This is a genomic window from Anaerohalosphaera lusitana (assembly GCF_002007645.1).
GTDB classification, from domain to species: Bacteria; Planctomycetota; Phycisphaerae; order Sedimentisphaerales; family Anaerohalosphaeraceae; genus Anaerohalosphaera; species Anaerohalosphaera lusitana.
In genome coordinates this window covers 2297748-2314079 of the sequence record NZ_CP019791.1, presented here as the reverse complement: position 1 = coordinate 2314079, position 16332 = coordinate 2297748, and the positions used below count along the sequence as shown (strand labels likewise).

At 48.1% G+C, this 16332-nt stretch carries 16 protein-coding genes; 11 read left to right on the top strand and 5 right to left on the bottom strand.

All coding sequences use genetic code 11. The annotated features are described in order from the left end of the window. Positions 1–18: 18 nt before the first annotated feature. Positions 19–1653, bottom strand: a complete 1635-nt coding sequence (locus tag STSP2_RS09445; RefSeq protein WP_146662093.1) for a hypothetical protein — start codon at positions 1651–1653, stop codon at positions 19–21. 695 nt (positions 1654–2348) lie between these two features. Here STSP2_RS09445 and STSP2_RS09440 point away from each other — a divergent pair. From STSP2_RS09440 to STSP2_RS09430, 3 genes are read left to right on the top strand one after another with little or no spacing between them, the layout of a single operon-like run. Then, the gene (locus tag STSP2_RS09440) at positions 2349–2777 is read left to right on the top strand and encodes a GIY-YIG nuclease family protein (protein ID WP_205847854.1); all 429 of its coding nucleotides are present in this window, start codon (positions 2349–2351) and stop codon (positions 2775–2777) included. Continuing rightward, a complete protein-coding gene (locus STSP2_RS09435; protein WP_146662091.1) occupies positions 2777–3133 on the top strand; it encodes a hypothetical protein in 357 nt (118 codons plus the stop codon). Before STSP2_RS09440 ends, STSP2_RS09435 begins: the two co-directional genes overlap by 1 nt. A 33-nt stretch (positions 3134–3166) precedes the next feature. Beyond that, positions 3167–3493: a hypothetical protein gene (locus STSP2_RS09430; RefSeq protein WP_146662090.1), complete on the top strand. Its 327-nt coding sequence runs from the start codon at positions 3167–3169 to the stop codon at positions 3491–3493. 168 nt (positions 3494–3661) lie between these two features. Here the strand turns inward: STSP2_RS09430 and STSP2_RS09425 are convergent, their stop codons facing one another. Together STSP2_RS09425 and STSP2_RS09420 are read right to left on the bottom strand one after the other, a co-directional pair. Continuing rightward, the gene (locus tag STSP2_RS09425) at positions 3662–4108 is read right to left on the bottom strand and encodes a hypothetical protein (RefSeq protein WP_146662088.1); all 447 of its coding nucleotides are present in this window, start codon (positions 4106–4108) and stop codon (positions 3662–3664) included. 79 nt (positions 4109–4187) lie between these two features. Continuing rightward, positions 4188–4415: a hypothetical protein gene (locus STSP2_RS09420; RefSeq protein WP_146662086.1), complete on the bottom strand. Its 228-nt coding sequence runs from the start codon at positions 4413–4415 to the stop codon at positions 4188–4190. Positions 4416–5212: 797 nt separating this feature from the next. Here STSP2_RS09420 and STSP2_RS09415 point away from each other — a divergent pair. The 5 genes from STSP2_RS09415 to STSP2_RS09390 all read left to right on the top strand — a co-directional run bounded on the left by STSP2_RS09415 (position 5213) and on the right by STSP2_RS09390 (position 9690). Beyond that, positions 5213–6370 carry a hypothetical protein gene (locus STSP2_RS09415; protein WP_146662084.1) on the top strand — a complete coding sequence of 386 codons (1158 nt, stop codon included), beginning with the start codon at positions 5213–5215 and terminating at the stop codon, positions 6368–6370. A gap of 285 nt (positions 6371–6655) precedes the next feature. Next, the gene (locus STSP2_RS09410) at positions 6656–6916 is read left to right on the top strand and encodes a helix-turn-helix transcriptional regulator (protein ID WP_146662082.1); all 261 of its coding nucleotides are present in this window, start codon (positions 6656–6658) and stop codon (positions 6914–6916) included. Between the two features lie 338 nt (positions 6917–7254). Continuing rightward, positions 7255–7884: a hypothetical protein gene (locus STSP2_RS09400; RefSeq protein ID WP_146662078.1), complete on the top strand. Its 630-nt coding sequence runs from the start codon at positions 7255–7257 to the stop codon at positions 7882–7884. Between the two features lie 243 nt (positions 7885–8127). Then, on the top strand, positions 8128–8394 hold the full coding sequence (locus STSP2_RS09395; protein ID WP_146662076.1) for a hypothetical protein: 267 nt from the start codon (positions 8128–8130) through the stop codon (positions 8392–8394). Between the two features lie 75 nt (positions 8395–8469). After that, positions 8470–9690: a tyrosine-type recombinase/integrase gene (locus STSP2_RS09390; RefSeq protein WP_169853112.1), complete on the top strand. Its 1221-nt coding sequence runs from the start codon at positions 8470–8472 to the stop codon at positions 9688–9690. Positions 9691–10183: 493 nt separating this feature from the next. On the opposite strand, the gene ltrA is transcribed toward STSP2_RS09390, so the two are convergent. Further along, the gene (ltrA, locus tag STSP2_RS09385; RefSeq protein ID WP_146662072.1) at positions 10184–11758 is read right to left on the bottom strand and encodes a group II intron reverse transcriptase/maturase; all 1575 of its coding nucleotides are present in this window, start codon (positions 11756–11758) and stop codon (positions 10184–10186) included. 613 nt (positions 11759–12371) lie between these two features. Here ltrA and STSP2_RS09380 point away from each other — a divergent pair. From STSP2_RS09380 to STSP2_RS09370, 3 genes are all read left to right on the top strand, one after another. Beyond that, entirely contained in the window at positions 12372–12662 is a 291-nt protein-coding gene (locus STSP2_RS09380; RefSeq protein WP_146662070.1) for a hypothetical protein, read from the top strand. 346 nt (positions 12663–13008) lie between these two features. Beyond that, positions 13009–13275, top strand: coding sequence for a helix-turn-helix domain-containing protein (locus STSP2_RS09375; protein ID WP_169853111.1), 267 nt, complete (start codon positions 13009–13011; stop codon positions 13273–13275). A 114-nt stretch (positions 13276–13389) separates the two neighbouring features. Next, complete coding sequence (locus STSP2_RS09370; RefSeq protein ID WP_146662066.1) at positions 13390–14586, top strand: tyrosine-type recombinase/integrase; 1197 nt, start codon at positions 13390–13392, stop codon at positions 14584–14586. 224 nt (positions 14587–14810) lie between these two features. Here STSP2_RS09370 and STSP2_RS09365 read toward each other — a convergent pair whose 3' ends face one another. Beyond that, positions 14811–15959 carry an IS4 family transposase gene (locus STSP2_RS09365; protein WP_146662064.1) on the bottom strand — a complete coding sequence of 383 codons (1149 nt, stop codon included), beginning with the start codon at positions 15957–15959 and terminating at the stop codon, positions 14811–14813. Positions 15960–16332: the final 373 nt, after the last annotated feature.

Below are 16332 nucleotides of genomic sequence, written 5' to 3'. Positions count from 1 at the left end.
TTTTTACAGATATGAAACTTAGTTAACCTGCAGCCAATTACTGCTTATGATCGAAATGTCTTTCAGGTCAACAATACCGTCAGAGTTGATGTCGCCGTTAGGCTGATTCATTGTAGTGTCAGTCATACCGTATGCGTCAACTGCGGTCCAGCCTGCCAGCCAGTTGTTGTTGGAGCTGAATCCACCGCGATACTGAGCAGGGACGAAGAAGCCGTCTGCCGGAGCCGTCGAAACGCTTGATACCGCATCGTTAGCTGCACAAGGATTGATGAATTCTACAGGTGCCATTGCGTATTTGTTGTTAACGACAACTGTGGCACCACGCTGCAGATCCTGAATGGGCATTGCACTGGCTGCCACATTTTCACTTGCAACATCGTGAACGCCAACTGCGGTTGCCTGATCATCTGCATCGCCAGAGAGATTGTAGAACACGCTGTCAGTGATCTCAGCGAGTTTTCCGTCGATCTGGGAGGTGTACATGACTGAGGGATCATTGAAAGCACCAGGTGTCCAACTTCCTGCGTTGGGCATAGCAGCCGTCGTAGAGTAGCTGTAATCGGTCGCCCAGGTGTCCGCCCATGAAAGTGTGCCGTTGTAACCATAACCGCTTGCACCGTCACCGTCGTCACCGTCAAAGCGAACCAGCTCTTCACCGATGTCCATGAATACACAGTTGCGATACTGAACGCGAGCGTTGTCACGCCAGGTTGTTGCACCGTCACCGCTGTAAGGCTGACCTACTACTGTGAAGTTGTAAACAGATGCAGTCGTTATGGGCTGAGCGTCGGAATCTTCCGCACCGTCGGTCTCGAAGCAGTTGTCACCAACACCTGAGCCCTGCTTGGCATCCGCACTGTAGCCCTGAACGATCAGGCCGAACTGAGCCTTGCCACGCCAGCCCTGATCGACATCGAAGCTGTCGTCACCAACGTTCCAGATGTTGACATACTTAAGCCCAACTGTACCGCCCCATATCTCGATACCATCATCAACGTTGTTCATGATCTCAACGTGGCTGATATCCGTTCCGCGACCAATACCACCGAGCGAAAGACCGTTGAGCTCGTTTGCCATACCGATAACCTTACCGCCATAACGGATTGACAGATAGTTGATCGAACCACTGTCGTCGTTATCGTTTGCACCGCCGTACATTACCTTGGTGTCGCTTGCGCTGTCGGCTACCAGTCCTTCCATCTGCTTTTCGTTAAGGCCGGTAGGAGTCTTGGTGTTGTTGCCAACAGGCTGACCACCATAGTGAGATGCTGAGATAAGAGCATCGCCCATTATGGTTAGATTACCCCATTCATTACAGCCCTCGTGCCAGTTGATAAGATCATCCTGCCAGGAAGTCATGATAACAGGATTGTCTTTTGTACCGTTGACGTAGATTTTTGCGCCACGGCAAACAGCCAGGCTGCCGCCTTCTACGACCTGAGAGCCGCTCTGGATGAGCGTACCCGGCTCGATCGTCAAAGATGCACCAGGCAGAACGTAGATCTGATCCACCAGATTGTAAACATTGTCAGATGTCCACGTTGTAGATGTTGCGATATCGCTCGTCACATCTACATTGGCGGCATTGACGCTGCCCAGGAGGCTAACTGCGACCAACGCAACCAGCAAAGTAAGATTCTTCAGTTCTCTCATTTTCACTAACCTTTCATTTGAAAAGTCGCAGGGCATTCAAAATATTGAGCAACACACCCAATAAAGACACCCTCCTCTAATTCTTGTTTGTTACAGCACACTTCAGGCCTGATAAGCTGCTGCATGAATCCATTCAAATGCTTTGTCAAACACTTGATTCGCGTGAAAATGTAAACTGATTATATTTGCGTAATATTAAAGTGGCGTTCGCTTTATGTTATTTGGCTGGAACTGGCTTCAAACAACGCTAATTTTAGCAGCAGAAAATGATATACCTGTACAGCCGGACAAAAAGTGTGGCGGCTTTCTAGAACTGCTGAAACTTAAGTTTTTATCGACCATAATGTTACGATATTGACTTAGGCAGAAAGCATCAGAAAGATGTACTTAGATCTCAAACAATGGGCAAATGTGTTTTTCGAAAGATACGGTCGAGGGCGTCAGCAAGCGTCAGATCATCCGCGAGACCGGCATGGACTAGCAGACCCTGGAGAAGGTACTCATTCATAGCAAGCCGCCTGCTAACATCCAACCAGGCCCTATTAAAGCAAGCTGGAAATCGGCATTTTTCGCAGATGTGTATTCCGGTTTGACAGCGGTAAAAATTCCGGCTATTATCCCCCCTAGATTCCCCGCAAGGTTGCTGAGCAGCAGCCCGCACTGGCGAAATGGTCCTTTTTTCGGAGCACAGCAAGATGGCATTCAGTGAGCTAAGGCTGGTCAAGAATTGCGTTGAGTACATGCCGCAGGCAGAGATCGACCGCATTCCACCTCGCACACGCGGAATATACGTTCTTTACAAGCACGACCCACAGAGCAAGATGTATGATGTTGTGTATATCGGCATGGCCGGGGGAGAAAATAAAGCCAGCATTCGCGGCAGACTGAGGCGACATAGAAGCAAAAAGGGTGACGAGTGGACCCACTGCTCGGTTTTTGAGGTGTGGGATAATATACGGGAGGAAGAGGTCAGGGAGCTGGAGGGAATCCTCAGGCACATCTTCCGCAAGGATCAGCAGGCCAACAAGCTTAATCAGCAGAAGGCATTTATGAAGCTCAAGCATGTTAGGGCACATACAAAACAGTCTGACTGGCTGCTGAGCGAGTCGAATAGAGATGACTGATGTGGTTGTGTACCAGGTACGGTTTTTTCAGCGTGGTTAGAGGTAACGACCGGATCAGTCCCGGCAAGGTCATGGTGCGGGCCAGAAAGGCCGGGCATCTGCGAAACCTGCAGGGCCGGTTTGCCGAACTTCGGGATGTCCCGCTGAAGACCTCAAGCACAACGGACTACCCGTGCAGGCTTGTTGTGGACCGGGAAGTCTGGGCCAGGATAGGTGCTGAGCTGGCTGCCGATATAGACTACACCAACTTCAAAAATGCCGCAGGTGACGAGCTGGCAGGCGACAGTGATTACTCGGAGTTCCTGCACGAGGTATGGTGGAAAGGCATGCAGTTGCTGCAGAGATCAGAGGAATAGACGGGCTGAATACCTAAACGGAAAGGAATACAGATGCGTAAAGTATCGAACAAATGGGCAAAGAGGCTTTCGTGGTATTGCCTGATACCACCTGCCATGTATGTGCTAGTCAGGCTGATTAACGAAGAAGCGAGGATATATGCACAGGACCTCGCCAGTACGCTGGCTGGGGCTGCGTTTTTGATTGGAATCGTTTGGGGAGTCTACGGAATTGCTTGTCTGCTCAGTCCGAGCTGGGTGAAATGCGAAAATTGTGCATTTGCGGAGCTAGCAGAGGACACAGACAAAATGTACTGCAGGGCCAAGGACTTCCAATACGCCAGAGATTACTCCTGTCCCCAAGGCCGGATAAAGGAGTGAAGGCCGCGTTTGAGGCTTTAAGATAATAAGCCTGCCTTGAACGCCCCTGTCAAGATATCGTGCCTGCTGGCCGGTTAAACTGGCCCTGAGAGGCGGTTTATGGAATGATATGATAAGTATATAATTGCTCGGGGAAGGTGTCTGTAAATCACACCTTCCCCTTGTGGACTAGCAGTCCAGGTCGGCTATCATCTCTTCGATATCGTACAGGCGGTAATATCTGCCGTTAACTTCGTAGAGCTGGCCGTCAGACTCTTCAGCAGCCAGGTAGTCATTGCACCCGCACCGGAAAGCCACAGGATCGAGCTCGCGGATGATGTCCGAGGGATAGAACACGATACCATCGAACTGCACTTCACCGTAGATCTCGTCCAGCAGCTCCGAGTAGGCTTCTTCCTCGTTGATCGGCTCACAGTTGTTCTCGATAAGGCTTTCTATGATCCATTCTGTGCCATATTCGACGCCGACGCCCTCCAGGTGCCGCATAAGGTCGTCGCTGCCGCAGCGTGGGCAATTCTCGCCCTCTACCTTGATGTAGCAGCCGTAACAGAACGGTTCGGTAACATGGTACGCCAGGTCTTCCAGTCGTGCGTGAAGCATCTGTAAATCTGTCATCTTCATTCCTTTCTTATGAAACAAGCTATTTGCTTTTTTCGTGCTGATCTGAATGATAGTTTTGTTGGTGTCATTGGCCTTAGCAGCTTTTCTTTCGCAGGCACCGTTTGCCCAGGCTGATCGAACGCTTCCTGACAGATGCAGTCATCTTGCCTAATGGGATGTGAGCCATGGTGGAAACGACCGGCTGCCTGGCCTTTCGCAGGCCCGAATGAATGGTTTTGCACCAGTTGATCGTGCCGGAATTGATTGTTTCGCCCTTCGCATGCTTCCTTCGTACCTTGACCTTTACGGATTCCTTCTTCATTTTCTGTCCCTTCTGAATTGAACGTTAATTTGTATTAGCAGAACCTTTTGAATTAGCCCCCTCTCCTCTGAAGGGAACAGGAGAGGGGGTTGGGACGTTCAATTCGAAAAGGTGATGACGGCGGGCTGAGCTGAGACGTACAGTATCCGTGCTCGGTGGGCGGTTTTCTGTGGGTTCGCTGGTATGTGTGAGGTTTGGGGGGCGGGGGTACGTCCCGGACAAGGGGGAGGGTCCTTGCTGTAGAGAAAAACCGCGCGTACAAAAATCCCAATTTCACCGAGCTGGCTTTGCGACATGCTTGGTCGGGTAACCTGCCTATACGCGGGCGAATACAGAAGGCCGACTGAAAGCCCAAGACTGTACCCCCCTATTCAGATGTTGCCTTACTGAGGAGATCTCAGCATTTGGGTATGAGAGTTGTAGAAGGGATTCAGAGGTCTTGGAAATGCTTGTTTAGGGAGGAATGGCTCAATCTGCTTGGAATCGTAAATGGACACCAGCAGAGCTTTTCTGAGATCGGACAGGCGCAAAGGGGATAAGGATAGGTGTTCGGTGTACTCTTTTGTACTTCCAGTAACGAAGTCTACACCGAAACGGAGGGGTAACCTCTCCATATTCAAATCTACCAAAGTTCACTACTGCTGAACAGCGAAAAATGCCTTGCCCGACAGACACAATTGCCTGAATGTCCTATACTTCGCCTGTTTTCCACTGTTCAAATAGCATTCGTGTTGCCGAATATAGTAAATCAGTGACAATCAGTTGCAATCATAACGGTTCTAAGTAAAATTTGGTCTATGGAAAAGAAAAAGATCATAAAACGTGCACAGGTTCTTTATCTGGAAATGGTGAAGATCCTGGGAAGTGAAAACGAAGAAGACATGATTGAGCGGTGTGAAAACCTGCTGGATGAACTGGAAGATGCCTGGGATTCTTTTGTTGAACTAGGTGAGGAACTTCGAGTGCAGCTTACTGACGAATGTGACTACTTTTCTTTGTTATTCGAAGAAACATCAAAAAGATATGATCTGCCAGATTGCAGTAGCACTTTCTTTATGATAGTTGTTAAGGGGGATGACTACCTTTTTCCCCAATTGAGTAAATTCCGCCAGATAGCATGTACCGGTCTTGACAGTAAAAGTAATACTCAGTTTGTTTGCCTAACAGAGGAAGCGCGAATTTTCACAGAACTGTATAAGAATCTTTCTGAGTACATACAGATAGAAGATTCCCAACGCTACCATTATTATAAGCACCAACGCCATCTAATTGATCAGCTGATTCGCTTTTGGCCAATATTGTGTGTCATCGCTCAAGAATCGGGAATCTTCTTGAAGAAGTATAAGGATAATCTTTCCACGTTATTTGAAGGATTGATTTACCGGCGTCAAACCTTCAGGGACTTATTGTTCGATAAGCTTAGTTACCATACTACACCTGAAGACCCTTACATGAGCGAGCTAAAGACTCCTACAAATTCTGATATACAGAAGGCCATTGAAGAACTAGCAGAAGAGCAAGAACGGTTATTAGAAGAGCTACGACTGCTGATGGCTTTAATCGACCCGTCAATTGCAGAGGAATTTCCGTTGAGCTACTTGCAAACATTCAATGTAGACAAGTCAGCTGCTTTGTCTAGTGAACCTTGGGAAAAATACTTTATTACTAGCAAAGAAATGAAGGACCTACATCCCCGCAGCAAATTTAACCGTAGTAAGCTACAAAAACTTCAAGAAAATGCCTGCAAAAGTGATGGATTAATCATGGTCAAATATGGAGAAAAACGACATGCTGACGAAACTTGGGAAGCGTACAACTTTAGGCACTCTAGGCAGAACACGCTTTTTAAATGTAAGAAGCAACTTTTTTTCCCGCGACAGTGGTGGAAAAAAATGTATGGGCTTCACAAAGAATCATTATACCGCAAAGGTAATGGAAATTCTAAAGACAGGTAAATGATTTACCTACATTATTTTTTTCGGTCTCGGCAGCAATTTGCCAAAGCTAAAAACCAGTAGATGTATTTTTTGTCCGATTTGGAGCCAAAAGCCCGCCTCAATCAATACCACGAGTATGACGATAAGAGTTTAACACCTTACTTTTCCCCTCCCGAATTTAACACATTCCACCAGGTAATTCGCTTTACCCGGGTTTACTGCTTGTTACCCAAACTAAGCTCCTTAAACTCGTCTCCAGAAGTTAGACAAAAACATTGTTGTTATCTTTTGGAGATCCAAGTCATGAAAAACGACGTTCTGACACTCGCAAGCGAGTCGTCACACCCCAAACCCCCTCTTCTGACATCGGAGCAATGCGCCAGGATGTGCGGCATCAGTCGCAGGACCTGGCACAGGCTGTCGGCGTCAGCCAAAGTCCCTTCACCCGTGAAGATCGGAGGCAATGTGCGCTGGAGATCATCCGACATGGAGCTGTTCCTCGAGTGGAACTGCCCTTCTCGTGAAGAATTCGAACAGAGGAAGGAGGCGTTGAATGCTCAGTGAAAAAAGCGAAGCCGCTGCTGGAACAACGGCCCCACAAAGAAAAACTAAGTCAACTGGAGATTACCATTTCTGCCCTTCGCCGTCAAGCTCTAAGCGGGCCGAAAAGATTGCACAGCGTCGGTCTGACATGCCCAGATCGTATCAGGCTAAGTACGCCAGAGCCGTTTCAGGAAAGAGTCTTAGAGCTGCGGTGGATAGCTTTTGCCTCGAATGCATGATGTGGCAGAGGAATGAGGTTCGGAAGTGTACGAGCCTTGCATGTCCGCTGTGGGCATATCGGCCCTACAAACCCCAGCAGAAATTACAAACTTCAGTTATTCACAAGAATGGAGATAAAAATGTGGCGTAAGAAGATAGATAGAATCATACCTAAAGTAAGGGAAGAAATTGAAAACCCTTCGCCTGATGTTAGCCGCATCGACAATCACGATATATTCGTTCTATGTCAATACTTACGAGGATTAGGCATTCCAAAAAATATTGACGAGGACCAGCTAGAAGACATTTTTTACCATTGCTACGAGCAACTAGAAGACATTCTTCTAGATGAAGATGGTGACACTCTGTCCGAGGACGAAGCTTGGTCACAATTCATCGAAGTCTGGCCTAAAATTCGAATTCCCAAAGGCTTCTCATTTCAAAAGGCTGTTGATAAAGCGAAGAAAATGGACACACCACTGGAAATTGAAATATTCTCCGACGAGCGACTTATACTGCTGGGTAAAGTCTGCTACCAACTTCAACTTATGGTTGGGGACGGACTCTTTTGGCTATCTGGGTATGATGCCGGTAAGATTTTGGGCATCAGTCAGCCGAGGGCACGCAGATTTCTCAAGACGCTTGTTGACCAAGAAATTCTGGAACTCGTTAAAAGTGGTAATCGACGCAAGGCGTCAGAGTATCGTTATTTACCAGCACTAGAGTATGAAGCCCGTACTCTGGATGACACATTGGGACTGGACCTGTGATGACTTACAGGAGTTCACAGGACATTGAAAGAGATCACAATTGAAAGAGATCACAAGAGCTTACACGAGTTTACAGGCTTTACAGGGACTCTCAAGAACTTGCAGGATGTCTCATGAGCTTACAGGAGTTTGCAAGATTTGGCAAGATATCCCACGACTTGCAAGATCTCACACGAAGTTGCAAGGAGTTTACTGGAGTTGAGACTCGACGAATGAACTGAAAATGATTGATTGGAATTCTATATGAATAATGAGAAAAGAAAACTACATGTGGAACGAGAAAGGTCAAACAGTCCAGCCAGCTATCCAGAGCTTATGACCGAACCGGAGCTTATTCAGTACCTCAGAATCCCAGAGATCAGTGATGCCTCAGACTACCACAATGTCATCGAGCATCTCAAGAGAATGCGTGACCTGCCCAGGATACGCATCTGCAACCGTGTGCTTTACTATCTGCCTGCGGTTCGAGACTGGCTCGAAGGGCAAATGGGATTTATGGATCATCACTAGCATTGAACAGTCAAACTGGCTATAATGGGACCCGGTCAACCCGGGTCCCGGCCAGCGTCGGAAAGGAGGTATCAGATGCAAGACGCAGTGAGACTCTGGGAAAGACCGTCAAGAGACGGCAAAAGTTTTACATATTATCTCATTTACATCGATGACAAAGGCAAACGCAGACAGAAATCTCTCGGCCATGCAAACAAGCGAAAGGCCGAACAGGAAAGGACCAGACTCGAACGTCACTTGAGAATGGGAGATCGTCAGGCACTTCCGATGAAACTGATGGAACTGTTTGAGGACTACGAGACCCGTACTCAAGGTCAGGTAAAGGAAAGCAGCATGCTGGTAGCAAAAAACTCGATGAAAACCCTGGTCAAAGCGGTGGGAGACATTGACTACCGGTCTGTCCGTCACGAACATGGTGAACGCCTGGTGCAGTACTGCCTGGATGACGGACAAACGCCTGCAACCGCAGCGAAGAAGATCCGTCACCTCAAGCGGATATTCCAGCTCTGTGTACAGCGAGGCCAGCTTGATGAAAATCCATTCAGGTGGGTCAAAACGCCGAAATACAGCCCGCAGTCGATCAATGTACTCGACAGCGATGCGATAATCGCGTTGCTCCGGGCTGCGAACAGTTTTGTCAAATGTCGCACACTGGATTGGGATATGTTGCTCCGCATGGCGCTGGGTACTGCCATGAGAAGGGGTGAGCTGTTGAATCTGACATGGTCGGATATCGACACGGATGCCAAGACCGTCACAGTCGCCCCGAAAGCGAATACAGACTCAACCTGGGCCTGGACACCAAAAGACGCTGAGAGACGCACCCTGCCGCTAACTGAGGAGCTTATAACGCTGCTGGGCACTGCACGTGAAGAGAGTCCCGATGAGCTGCCATATGTGTTCATATCTCAGGAACGCTATGCGACGATTCAGCAGAAGCGCACTGACGGTAACTGGTCGCAGACAGATGGTACCAGCCCCTTGAACAACTTTGACAGACAATGGCGGCGAATCTGCAAACAGGCGGACATCGAGGGCACAACCTTTCACGATCTGCGCAGGACGTGTCTGACTAACTGGCTGCGGTCAGGGCTGAGTGAACTGGACGTGATGAACATGGCAGGTCATTCAAGTTTTGAGACGACCAGAAAGTTCTATCTGGCGGTTTCTGACGACCTTGTGGACCGCACCAGGCGTGCCAGTGAGCAGGCTCTGCAGCAGTTTTCTGTTGCAAATCTGTTGCACACCCCTGTTTTGAGAGAAAACGAAAAAAGCCAGTCACGCATAAGTGCTTGACTGGCCTAGAGTTACAAGTATGGGCCCGCAGGGATTCGAACCCCGGACCAAGGGATTATGAGTCCAGACATCCAAGCATAAGTCCTTTACTAACATAGACTTATACTCGGCTTTGGAAGCTTTAACATGGTTTTCAAGTAGGATACAAATTATACAACTGTAAGTTACAAGTGGTTTATCACTGGCGACTGACGCAAAAGTGACGCAGAGGAAAGCAAACCAGACTCGGTAAAATAAATCTGCACCCGAATCGCACATCTTTACATGTTTGGCACCCTTATTCCTTGTAGATTGTTAACCACTAGGATTAAGTTTCGAGTCCTACTCGGGGAGGTGGTTTTGAATCTGCGATTCGTCAATTTTAATAGCTTTGTTCAAATTCGCAACCGATCTGTCCGATTCGTTCTTTTGCATCGTAAGTCCTTTCTCTGGCTAAATGGTAGTTATGTACTGTAAATACCATCGACCAGCGAAAGGACTTTTTTAATCCACTTCAAAATTGTGGTCGCGGTAGGGACTGTGATTGCTCACAGCCCCCCGCACAGATCCGTACGTGCGGGATTACCGCATACGGCTCCTGCCTTGGGTCATAACGTGCAGCCTTTAAACGAGCTTGGGGATATGCGTGCAAGATTCTCGGTTTAGGAAGCCATCTATCCATCAGCTTGTACATTCGACTCCAGGTCATCCTGCTTCGCTGACTGCGCCGTCGCAATGCTCTGAACCACAGCCAGGCAACCCGCCGTCTGAACTTGCCAAGATAACGAAAGGTATTCGGAACAGCATAATAGCGGTACCAGCCACTCACCACAGAGTGGAGCCATCGCCCCATTTCCGGTATGGACGTATACCTGCGTATTTTCAACTGCTCCTTGATTTCCTTCAGCTTTGCCTGCACACGCTTGCGAATTGGGAGTCTAAGCAGCTTGAAAGTGCCTTTGCTTGATTTGGCACAGATGTGCGTAAAACCAAGAAAGTCAAAAGTTTCAGGCTTGCCTTGACCTTTAGCCGCCCTTCTCTCTGCCGCAAAACGGCCGAATTGAATCAGGCGGGTCTTGTCGGAATGCAATTCCAGATTGAACTTGCAAAACCTGCTCTGCATATCTTTCCGGAACCGCATTGCGTCCGATTTGTACTGGAAGCCCACCACGATATCGTCTGCGTACCGGACCATGATAACATGGCCTTGGCCGTTTCGCTTACGCCATTGATGGGCCCAAAGGTCAAATACATAGTGAAGGTAGATGTTTGCCAGCAGAGGGGAAATACTTCCTCCCTGTGGAGTACCTTCTTTAAACTGTACTCGCCTGCCTTCTTCCAGCACACCAGCATTGAGCCACTTCTTTATGTGGCGAATTACTCGCTGGTCTCCAATCCAGTGCTCAATGAATTTTATAAGCCAACTGTGGTCGATAGCATCGAAGAATCCACATATGTCGGCATCGAGCACCCAGTTCACCTTGCGTTTGAGTATGCCGACTGTTACAGCATCAAGAGCATTATGAGCACTACGACCTGGACGGAAGCCGTACGAGAAGCCTTTGAAATCAGTCTCGTATATGGCATTCAGTACAGTTGTCGTGGCCCGCTGGACGATCTTATCCTCTATGGTAGTTATACCAATGGGACGCTGCCGTCCATCAGACTTTGGGATATAAACCCGCTTGACGGGTTTGGCTCTATATGCCCCGCGCTTTAGTCGGCTTGAGAGGTCTTGGAGATTTTCTTCCAAGTCTTCCCCATACTCCTGCCATGTCTTTTCGTCTACGCCTGCTGCTGCCTGTCTTTTGATGCTGAAATATTCTTCTCTGAGGCGTTCTACATTGTAGACATGGTGCCAAAGCGAGGTGAACCGCAGCTTATTGTCCCCGGCCGCTGCCTGCCGTATCCGTTCCAACGCACTTTGCAGGCCTGCCCGGCTCTGAGTCCGGCACCTGTTTTGCTGGGACGGATTGCCCTTGGTCAGTCCCCTTCCCTCGGCTCTCTCCGCCGACTGTAATGTATCACAATCTTTGTTCAAGAGCGTCTCCGGTACTATGGGACTGTCCGACTTCCTGTGCTCGTGCATCACTGCGTTGCTCCTTCTGGATTTGCAGTGCGAACCTTTCCAGATTCTTTGGATAAGGCTGAACACAGGATCTCCCAGTTCCTGTGCAAAGAGTTTCCATGCGTGCACGGGGTCTTCGACCGCGCGGAGTCTGAATATGCCTTGCGATAACGGCGTATCCAGTATTGCCTTCCGACAGTTTCGACAGCGTCGGCACTCCGATCTGTTACGCAAGAACTTACGCGGCTCAATACCCGGCCCGCATGTACCCCTGTCAACGCTTCAGATGTGTCGTTACCGACCCACCCACATGACTCGGGGCCAATGTGGCTCGCTAAACCTTCATTGTACGGCTCTCGCATCCGCTACTCCTTGCCAGTCTCCTGGCGCTTCCAAAACGTTCATTACAAAAATCTTACCCGGACGCAGTGAGTCTATTCGAGTCAGCTGTCGAGAGCACAAATTTCACTGACTGCCCTTCTCCAGATGAATGGATTCTGTTCTGCCAAAACATGGCCTGCCTGTCATTGAATGACCTTCCTCAGATAAACCTAAACATGCCATCAGCATCACCGCCTGTAACAGTCAGCATGCCTGAAGATCCAATGAAAACCATAAATGAGGAGATATTGCGATGAGCCTGATCCCAGCATTGCTAATAATTATGGCACATCTGTTCTTCGTAGCATGTGACGTCATCCTGCTGATGATCATTTTACAAGCAGTATATGACCGCTGGCAGTTTCCTCGGCTCGAACAAACAATCAAAGCAATAAGCCCACTGATCGATTACATCCTTGGCCTCCTCGATCGTTTTCTTTCGCACATGATAAACGAAACGTATTCACGCAGGACCCTGCTTGCCGTGACTGCCATCAGCATATGCCTCCTGCGAATTGTAATCTCAAACATTCTGTTTTTATGAGGAGCTTTCTCATGGACCAATTCTTGGATATTTCACTTGTCATACCTGTCTTCGTCATCCTGCTAGTGATCATTTTTCACACGATAAGAACATCCTTGTGTTACAATCTGCCAATTTCGATCACGCTGGCAACATGCGTTTCAATACTTGCAGTAGTTGGGATGGTAAGGCAATTTGGTGACTCAATCGGTGTCATTCTACTTCCCTATACCGCAATGGCTTTAACCATACTGTTGATTTCGATCCTTCTGTTTCTCGTCAGGTTCCTGAGGCAGGCCAAAGAACGTTTTCGCAAAAATACAAGCACAGACGAAAACAAAAAAGAATCTAATGAACGAATGCTGAGATGAGAACTATGGCCTTGCAAAACAACAGCAACTCCAACGAAAAAACCTGGCCTGCAAGACCGAAAAACTTCCCTGACCTGATGACGCCGACCGAAGCTGCGATGTTCCTTCGCCTGGACCAGACGGGCCATACACCAAAATCGGCCAAAAGAACACTCAATTACTGGCGAGACAACGGTTTTTTGAATGCGACCAAATACGCCCGCAGAGTCTGGTTCCTCAAGCAAGAGCTGGAAAAATTTCTCCATAAGAAGACAGAGTCGTGAGGGCAATAAACCTAACTTTGGCCAGAAAAAGTTTGCGCCTGTAAGGGTCCCACTGTATAATGCCTTGGTCAATTTGCAGTGGTGCTGGGCTTGTCTTGTATAAGGAGACAAACTATGGCACACACTAGAGTAAGTGTTAACAGAAACTATTATGGAAAAGTACCTTTGGATAAAACCGGTAAGCCGATACCGAAGAATCTCTGGGCCAAACGCAGAAAGTCATCTTGGGAGGTTCGCTGGTATGATTCAGAGGGCAAACGTCTTTCAAAGAGCTTCAAAGACAGAAAGGAGGCCTACGACTACGCAAGAAGTATCCAGGACAAAGTCGATATCGGTAAGTCCGATAAGCCCAGACAGATCACACTGAGAGATTTTACCAAGGAACACAAGAAGCTGATGAAGGGACAAGTTGCACATTCAACTTTGAAGGATCAGATGAGAGCTTTAGATCTATTCAAAAAACACGTAAACGAAAGCATCTTGCTGGAAAAGATCACGCCTCGATGTGCGGAATCGTTTGTTTCAGAAAGGCTTTCGCAGGGTCTTTCACCAGCCACAGTCAACAAGGACATCAGGACTCTGAAGAGCATCTTCAATCGTGCTATAAGTCCACGTGGTTATCTGCCTGAAGGGGCAAATCCTTTCGAAAAGATAAAACAACGTAAGGTTGCCGACAAACCAGTCAAGTATGTTTCGGCAGAAGAATTTTCAAAAGTTTTCGACGTTGCGAACAATCTGTGGTGGAAGACATTCTTGTCCGTAGCTTATACTACCGCCGGACGTAAGGATGAACTTTTGAACTTAACGTGGGCGGATATCAACTTTGAAAACAACGAAGTCAGTTTTGCTCCCAAACGGGAAACAGACACGCTGCTTTCTTGGGAACCTAAGGACCATGAGAGTAGAATTGTTCCTGCTCCAGAAAGCGTAATGCAATATCTAGCGGATTTGCAGAATGAGGCAGATGAATTCAGCCCATACGTATTCATTACCAGCCGGAGACTCATGCACATCCTGGAACGAAGGAGCAAGAACAAATGGGACGAAAACAGCGAGATTATCAACAACATGCTTACGAGGCTGAAGCGATTTTGCAGGCAGGCAAAAGTCAGTGAATTTTGCTTTCATGACCTCAGGCGAAGCTGCATGACAAACTGGGCCAAGGTTCTGCCAATTCATGTTGTTCAAGAGCTAGCTGGTCACTCAAAAATTGAAACAACCAGAAAGTATTATTTATCTGTAGGCACACCTGACAGAGAGATGGCTAGAAAGATACAGGAACAACTTCTGGGCGAATTGACGAACTTTTGACGAACTTTGGCCCAAAATGGCTCTACCAAAAACAAGGGACATGAAAAAAGTCTCTGTAAGTGCTTAACTCACAGAGACTTATGAAAACGAGGTCGAAGGGACTCGAACCCTCAGCCTTCGGATCGACAGTCCTATAGATAGCTCATAAACGCTTATTTAGCAAGGACTTACATGCGGTTTTGACGCAATAACGAGGGTTACAATTAAATAGCAAGTGAATAAAACTACATTTTCAAGTGGTTTACCACTGGCGACTGACGCAAAAATGACGCAGCTAAGCAGTGTTGTATTGCTGGGATTAAGGTGTAGCTGAGCAGATTAAAACGCAGCATCGCGGCCAGGTTTGACAAGCTCCAGCCGATCCGGCTTCGCATCTGCAGTATCTTCAGCAACAGTATGCTTATCAATGCTGTCCAAATCTGTATCTTCACGGCATTCTCACTGGTGCCGACGAAAGTCTTGATTTTCAGATTCTGCTTGATCGCCTTGAAGAACAGCTCGATCTGCCAGCGTTCCTTATAGATAGCGGCGATCGTACTTGCCGCGAACTTCATGTGGTTGGTAAGCAGCACGATCGGCCGCAGGTTCTCTTTGTCCCACACGACAACACGCCGCAGCCGCAGGCCGGGCTTGTCGACCAGCTCAATAATGTCATCGGCAATCAGATTGCTCCGCTCGGGGACCTCGTTGTATTGAACGAAAAGGTATTTCATGTTCTTCTTCGCTCGCGTTACAAACCAGACCCGCCTGGCCGTCCATCGCTCGAACATGTCGTAATCGACATAGCCGCGATCCATCGCAACGAGCGTTTCAGGGGCAAATTCGAGCTTCTGAGCCACTTTTACATCGGCCATCTTGCCGTCGGTGACCAAAGCCCAACCGGGCAGATGGCCCTGATGATTGAGCATCAGGTGAAGCTTGACCGCTCCCTTGGCACGCCGGAACTTCGCCCAGTCGAACATGCTCAGGCAAAGGTCGATGGTGGCCGAATCGATGCTCACCAGCGGATTCTTGAAGCGAAACCGCCGTCTCTGTTTCGCCGCCAGCAGGTCTGCCTGGCCGAGCAGCTCATAAAATGTCGACTCAAATACCTGCCAGGGCCTGTGGTTGTTGGCATAGCTCAGCGTTGATCTTTTGGGCATTCGTTTGATGCCCAGATGAACCATCCTGCCTGCCGAGCTCGCCAGCCCGCCGCATATCTCACGGAGCGAATTGGCCCCAGCCAGATGACAGAACAGCATGCACACGAACTGCTCCCAGCAGCGGAAACCTTTCGCACCTTTCTCGGCACCAAGCTTAGCGACAGAAAGCGAAAATTTAGGGTGATCGACCAAAGAAAGAACTTGTGCAAATACACTGGCAACCTTTATCATAGCTACATCTCCGGGTTAAATTTTGGTTTGGTTTTTCGTCAAAAACACTATAACCAAAACCGGAGATACTTTTTAGAACTTTTCAAAGAGCAATTTATCTTGGACAAGTGTGATAATCAGGTCACAATTGTGAGCATAAGAACTGTCGACCATTGGCAATATAACATTCAAAAAGTAAAACAAAAAGAATCTTTAGTTTTTGCAAGCGTATTTTCGCGGATTCAACTCATAAGCGTTCCTTTAACTGAGGTAACCAAAATCAGGTGAGAGAGTATAACAGCTCAACACAATATTGGATACTCAGTTGCACTTATGAGTTGAGTCCGCCCTTTTACATCGCCACCAGTGTCGGTCAATCCGTGCACCAATATAC

What these genes read in the sequence shown, in the direction of transcription:
- STSP2_RS09375 (WP_169853111.1), top strand. Translation starts at nt 13,009, where the DNA reads ATGAGAACTATGGCCTTGCAAAACAACAGCAACTCCAACGAAAAAACC.
- ltrA (WP_146662072.1), bottom strand. Translation starts at nt 11,758, where the DNA reads ATGCACGAGCACAGGAAGTCGGACAGTCCCATAGTACCGGAGACGCTC.
- STSP2_RS09420 (WP_146662086.1), bottom strand. Translation starts at nt 4,415, where the DNA reads ATGAAGAAGGAATCCGTAAAGGTCAAGGTACGAAGGAAGCATGCGAAG.
- STSP2_RS09425 (WP_146662088.1), bottom strand. Translation starts at nt 4,108, where the DNA reads ATGACAGATTTACAGATGCTTCACGCACGACTGGAAGACCTGGCGTAC.
- STSP2_RS09410 (WP_146662082.1), top strand. Translation starts at nt 6,656, where the DNA reads ATGAAAAACGACGTTCTGACACTCGCAAGCGAGTCGTCACACCCCAAA.
- STSP2_RS09415 (WP_146662084.1), top strand. Translation starts at nt 5,213, where the DNA reads ATGGAAAAGAAAAAGATCATAAAACGTGCACAGGTTCTTTATCTGGAA.
- STSP2_RS09435 (WP_146662091.1), top strand. Translation starts at nt 2,777, where the DNA reads ATGTGGTTGTGTACCAGGTACGGTTTTTTCAGCGTGGTTAGAGGTAAC.
- STSP2_RS09370 (WP_146662066.1), top strand. Translation starts at nt 13,390, where the DNA reads ATGGCACACACTAGAGTAAGTGTTAACAGAAACTATTATGGAAAAGTA.
- STSP2_RS09380 (WP_146662070.1), top strand. Translation starts at nt 12,372, where the DNA reads ATGAGCCTGATCCCAGCATTGCTAATAATTATGGCACATCTGTTCTTC.
- STSP2_RS09400 (WP_146662078.1), top strand. Translation starts at nt 7,255, where the DNA reads ATGTGGCGTAAGAAGATAGATAGAATCATACCTAAAGTAAGGGAAGAA.
- STSP2_RS09395 (WP_146662076.1), top strand. Translation starts at nt 8,128, where the DNA reads ATGAATAATGAGAAAAGAAAACTACATGTGGAACGAGAAAGGTCAAAC.
- STSP2_RS09390 (WP_169853112.1), top strand. Translation starts at nt 8,470, where the DNA reads ATGCAAGACGCAGTGAGACTCTGGGAAAGACCGTCAAGAGACGGCAAA.
- STSP2_RS09445 (WP_146662093.1), bottom strand. Translation starts at nt 1,653, where the DNA reads ATGAGAGAACTGAAGAATCTTACTTTGCTGGTTGCGTTGGTCGCAGTT.
- STSP2_RS09365 (WP_146662064.1), bottom strand. Translation starts at nt 15,959, where the DNA reads ATGATAAAGGTTGCCAGTGTATTTGCACAAGTTCTTTCTTTGGTCGAT.
- STSP2_RS09430 (WP_146662090.1), top strand. Translation starts at nt 3,167, where the DNA reads ATGCGTAAAGTATCGAACAAATGGGCAAAGAGGCTTTCGTGGTATTGC.
- STSP2_RS09440 (WP_205847854.1), top strand. Translation starts at nt 2,349, where the DNA reads ATGGCATTCAGTGAGCTAAGGCTGGTCAAGAATTGCGTTGAGTACATG.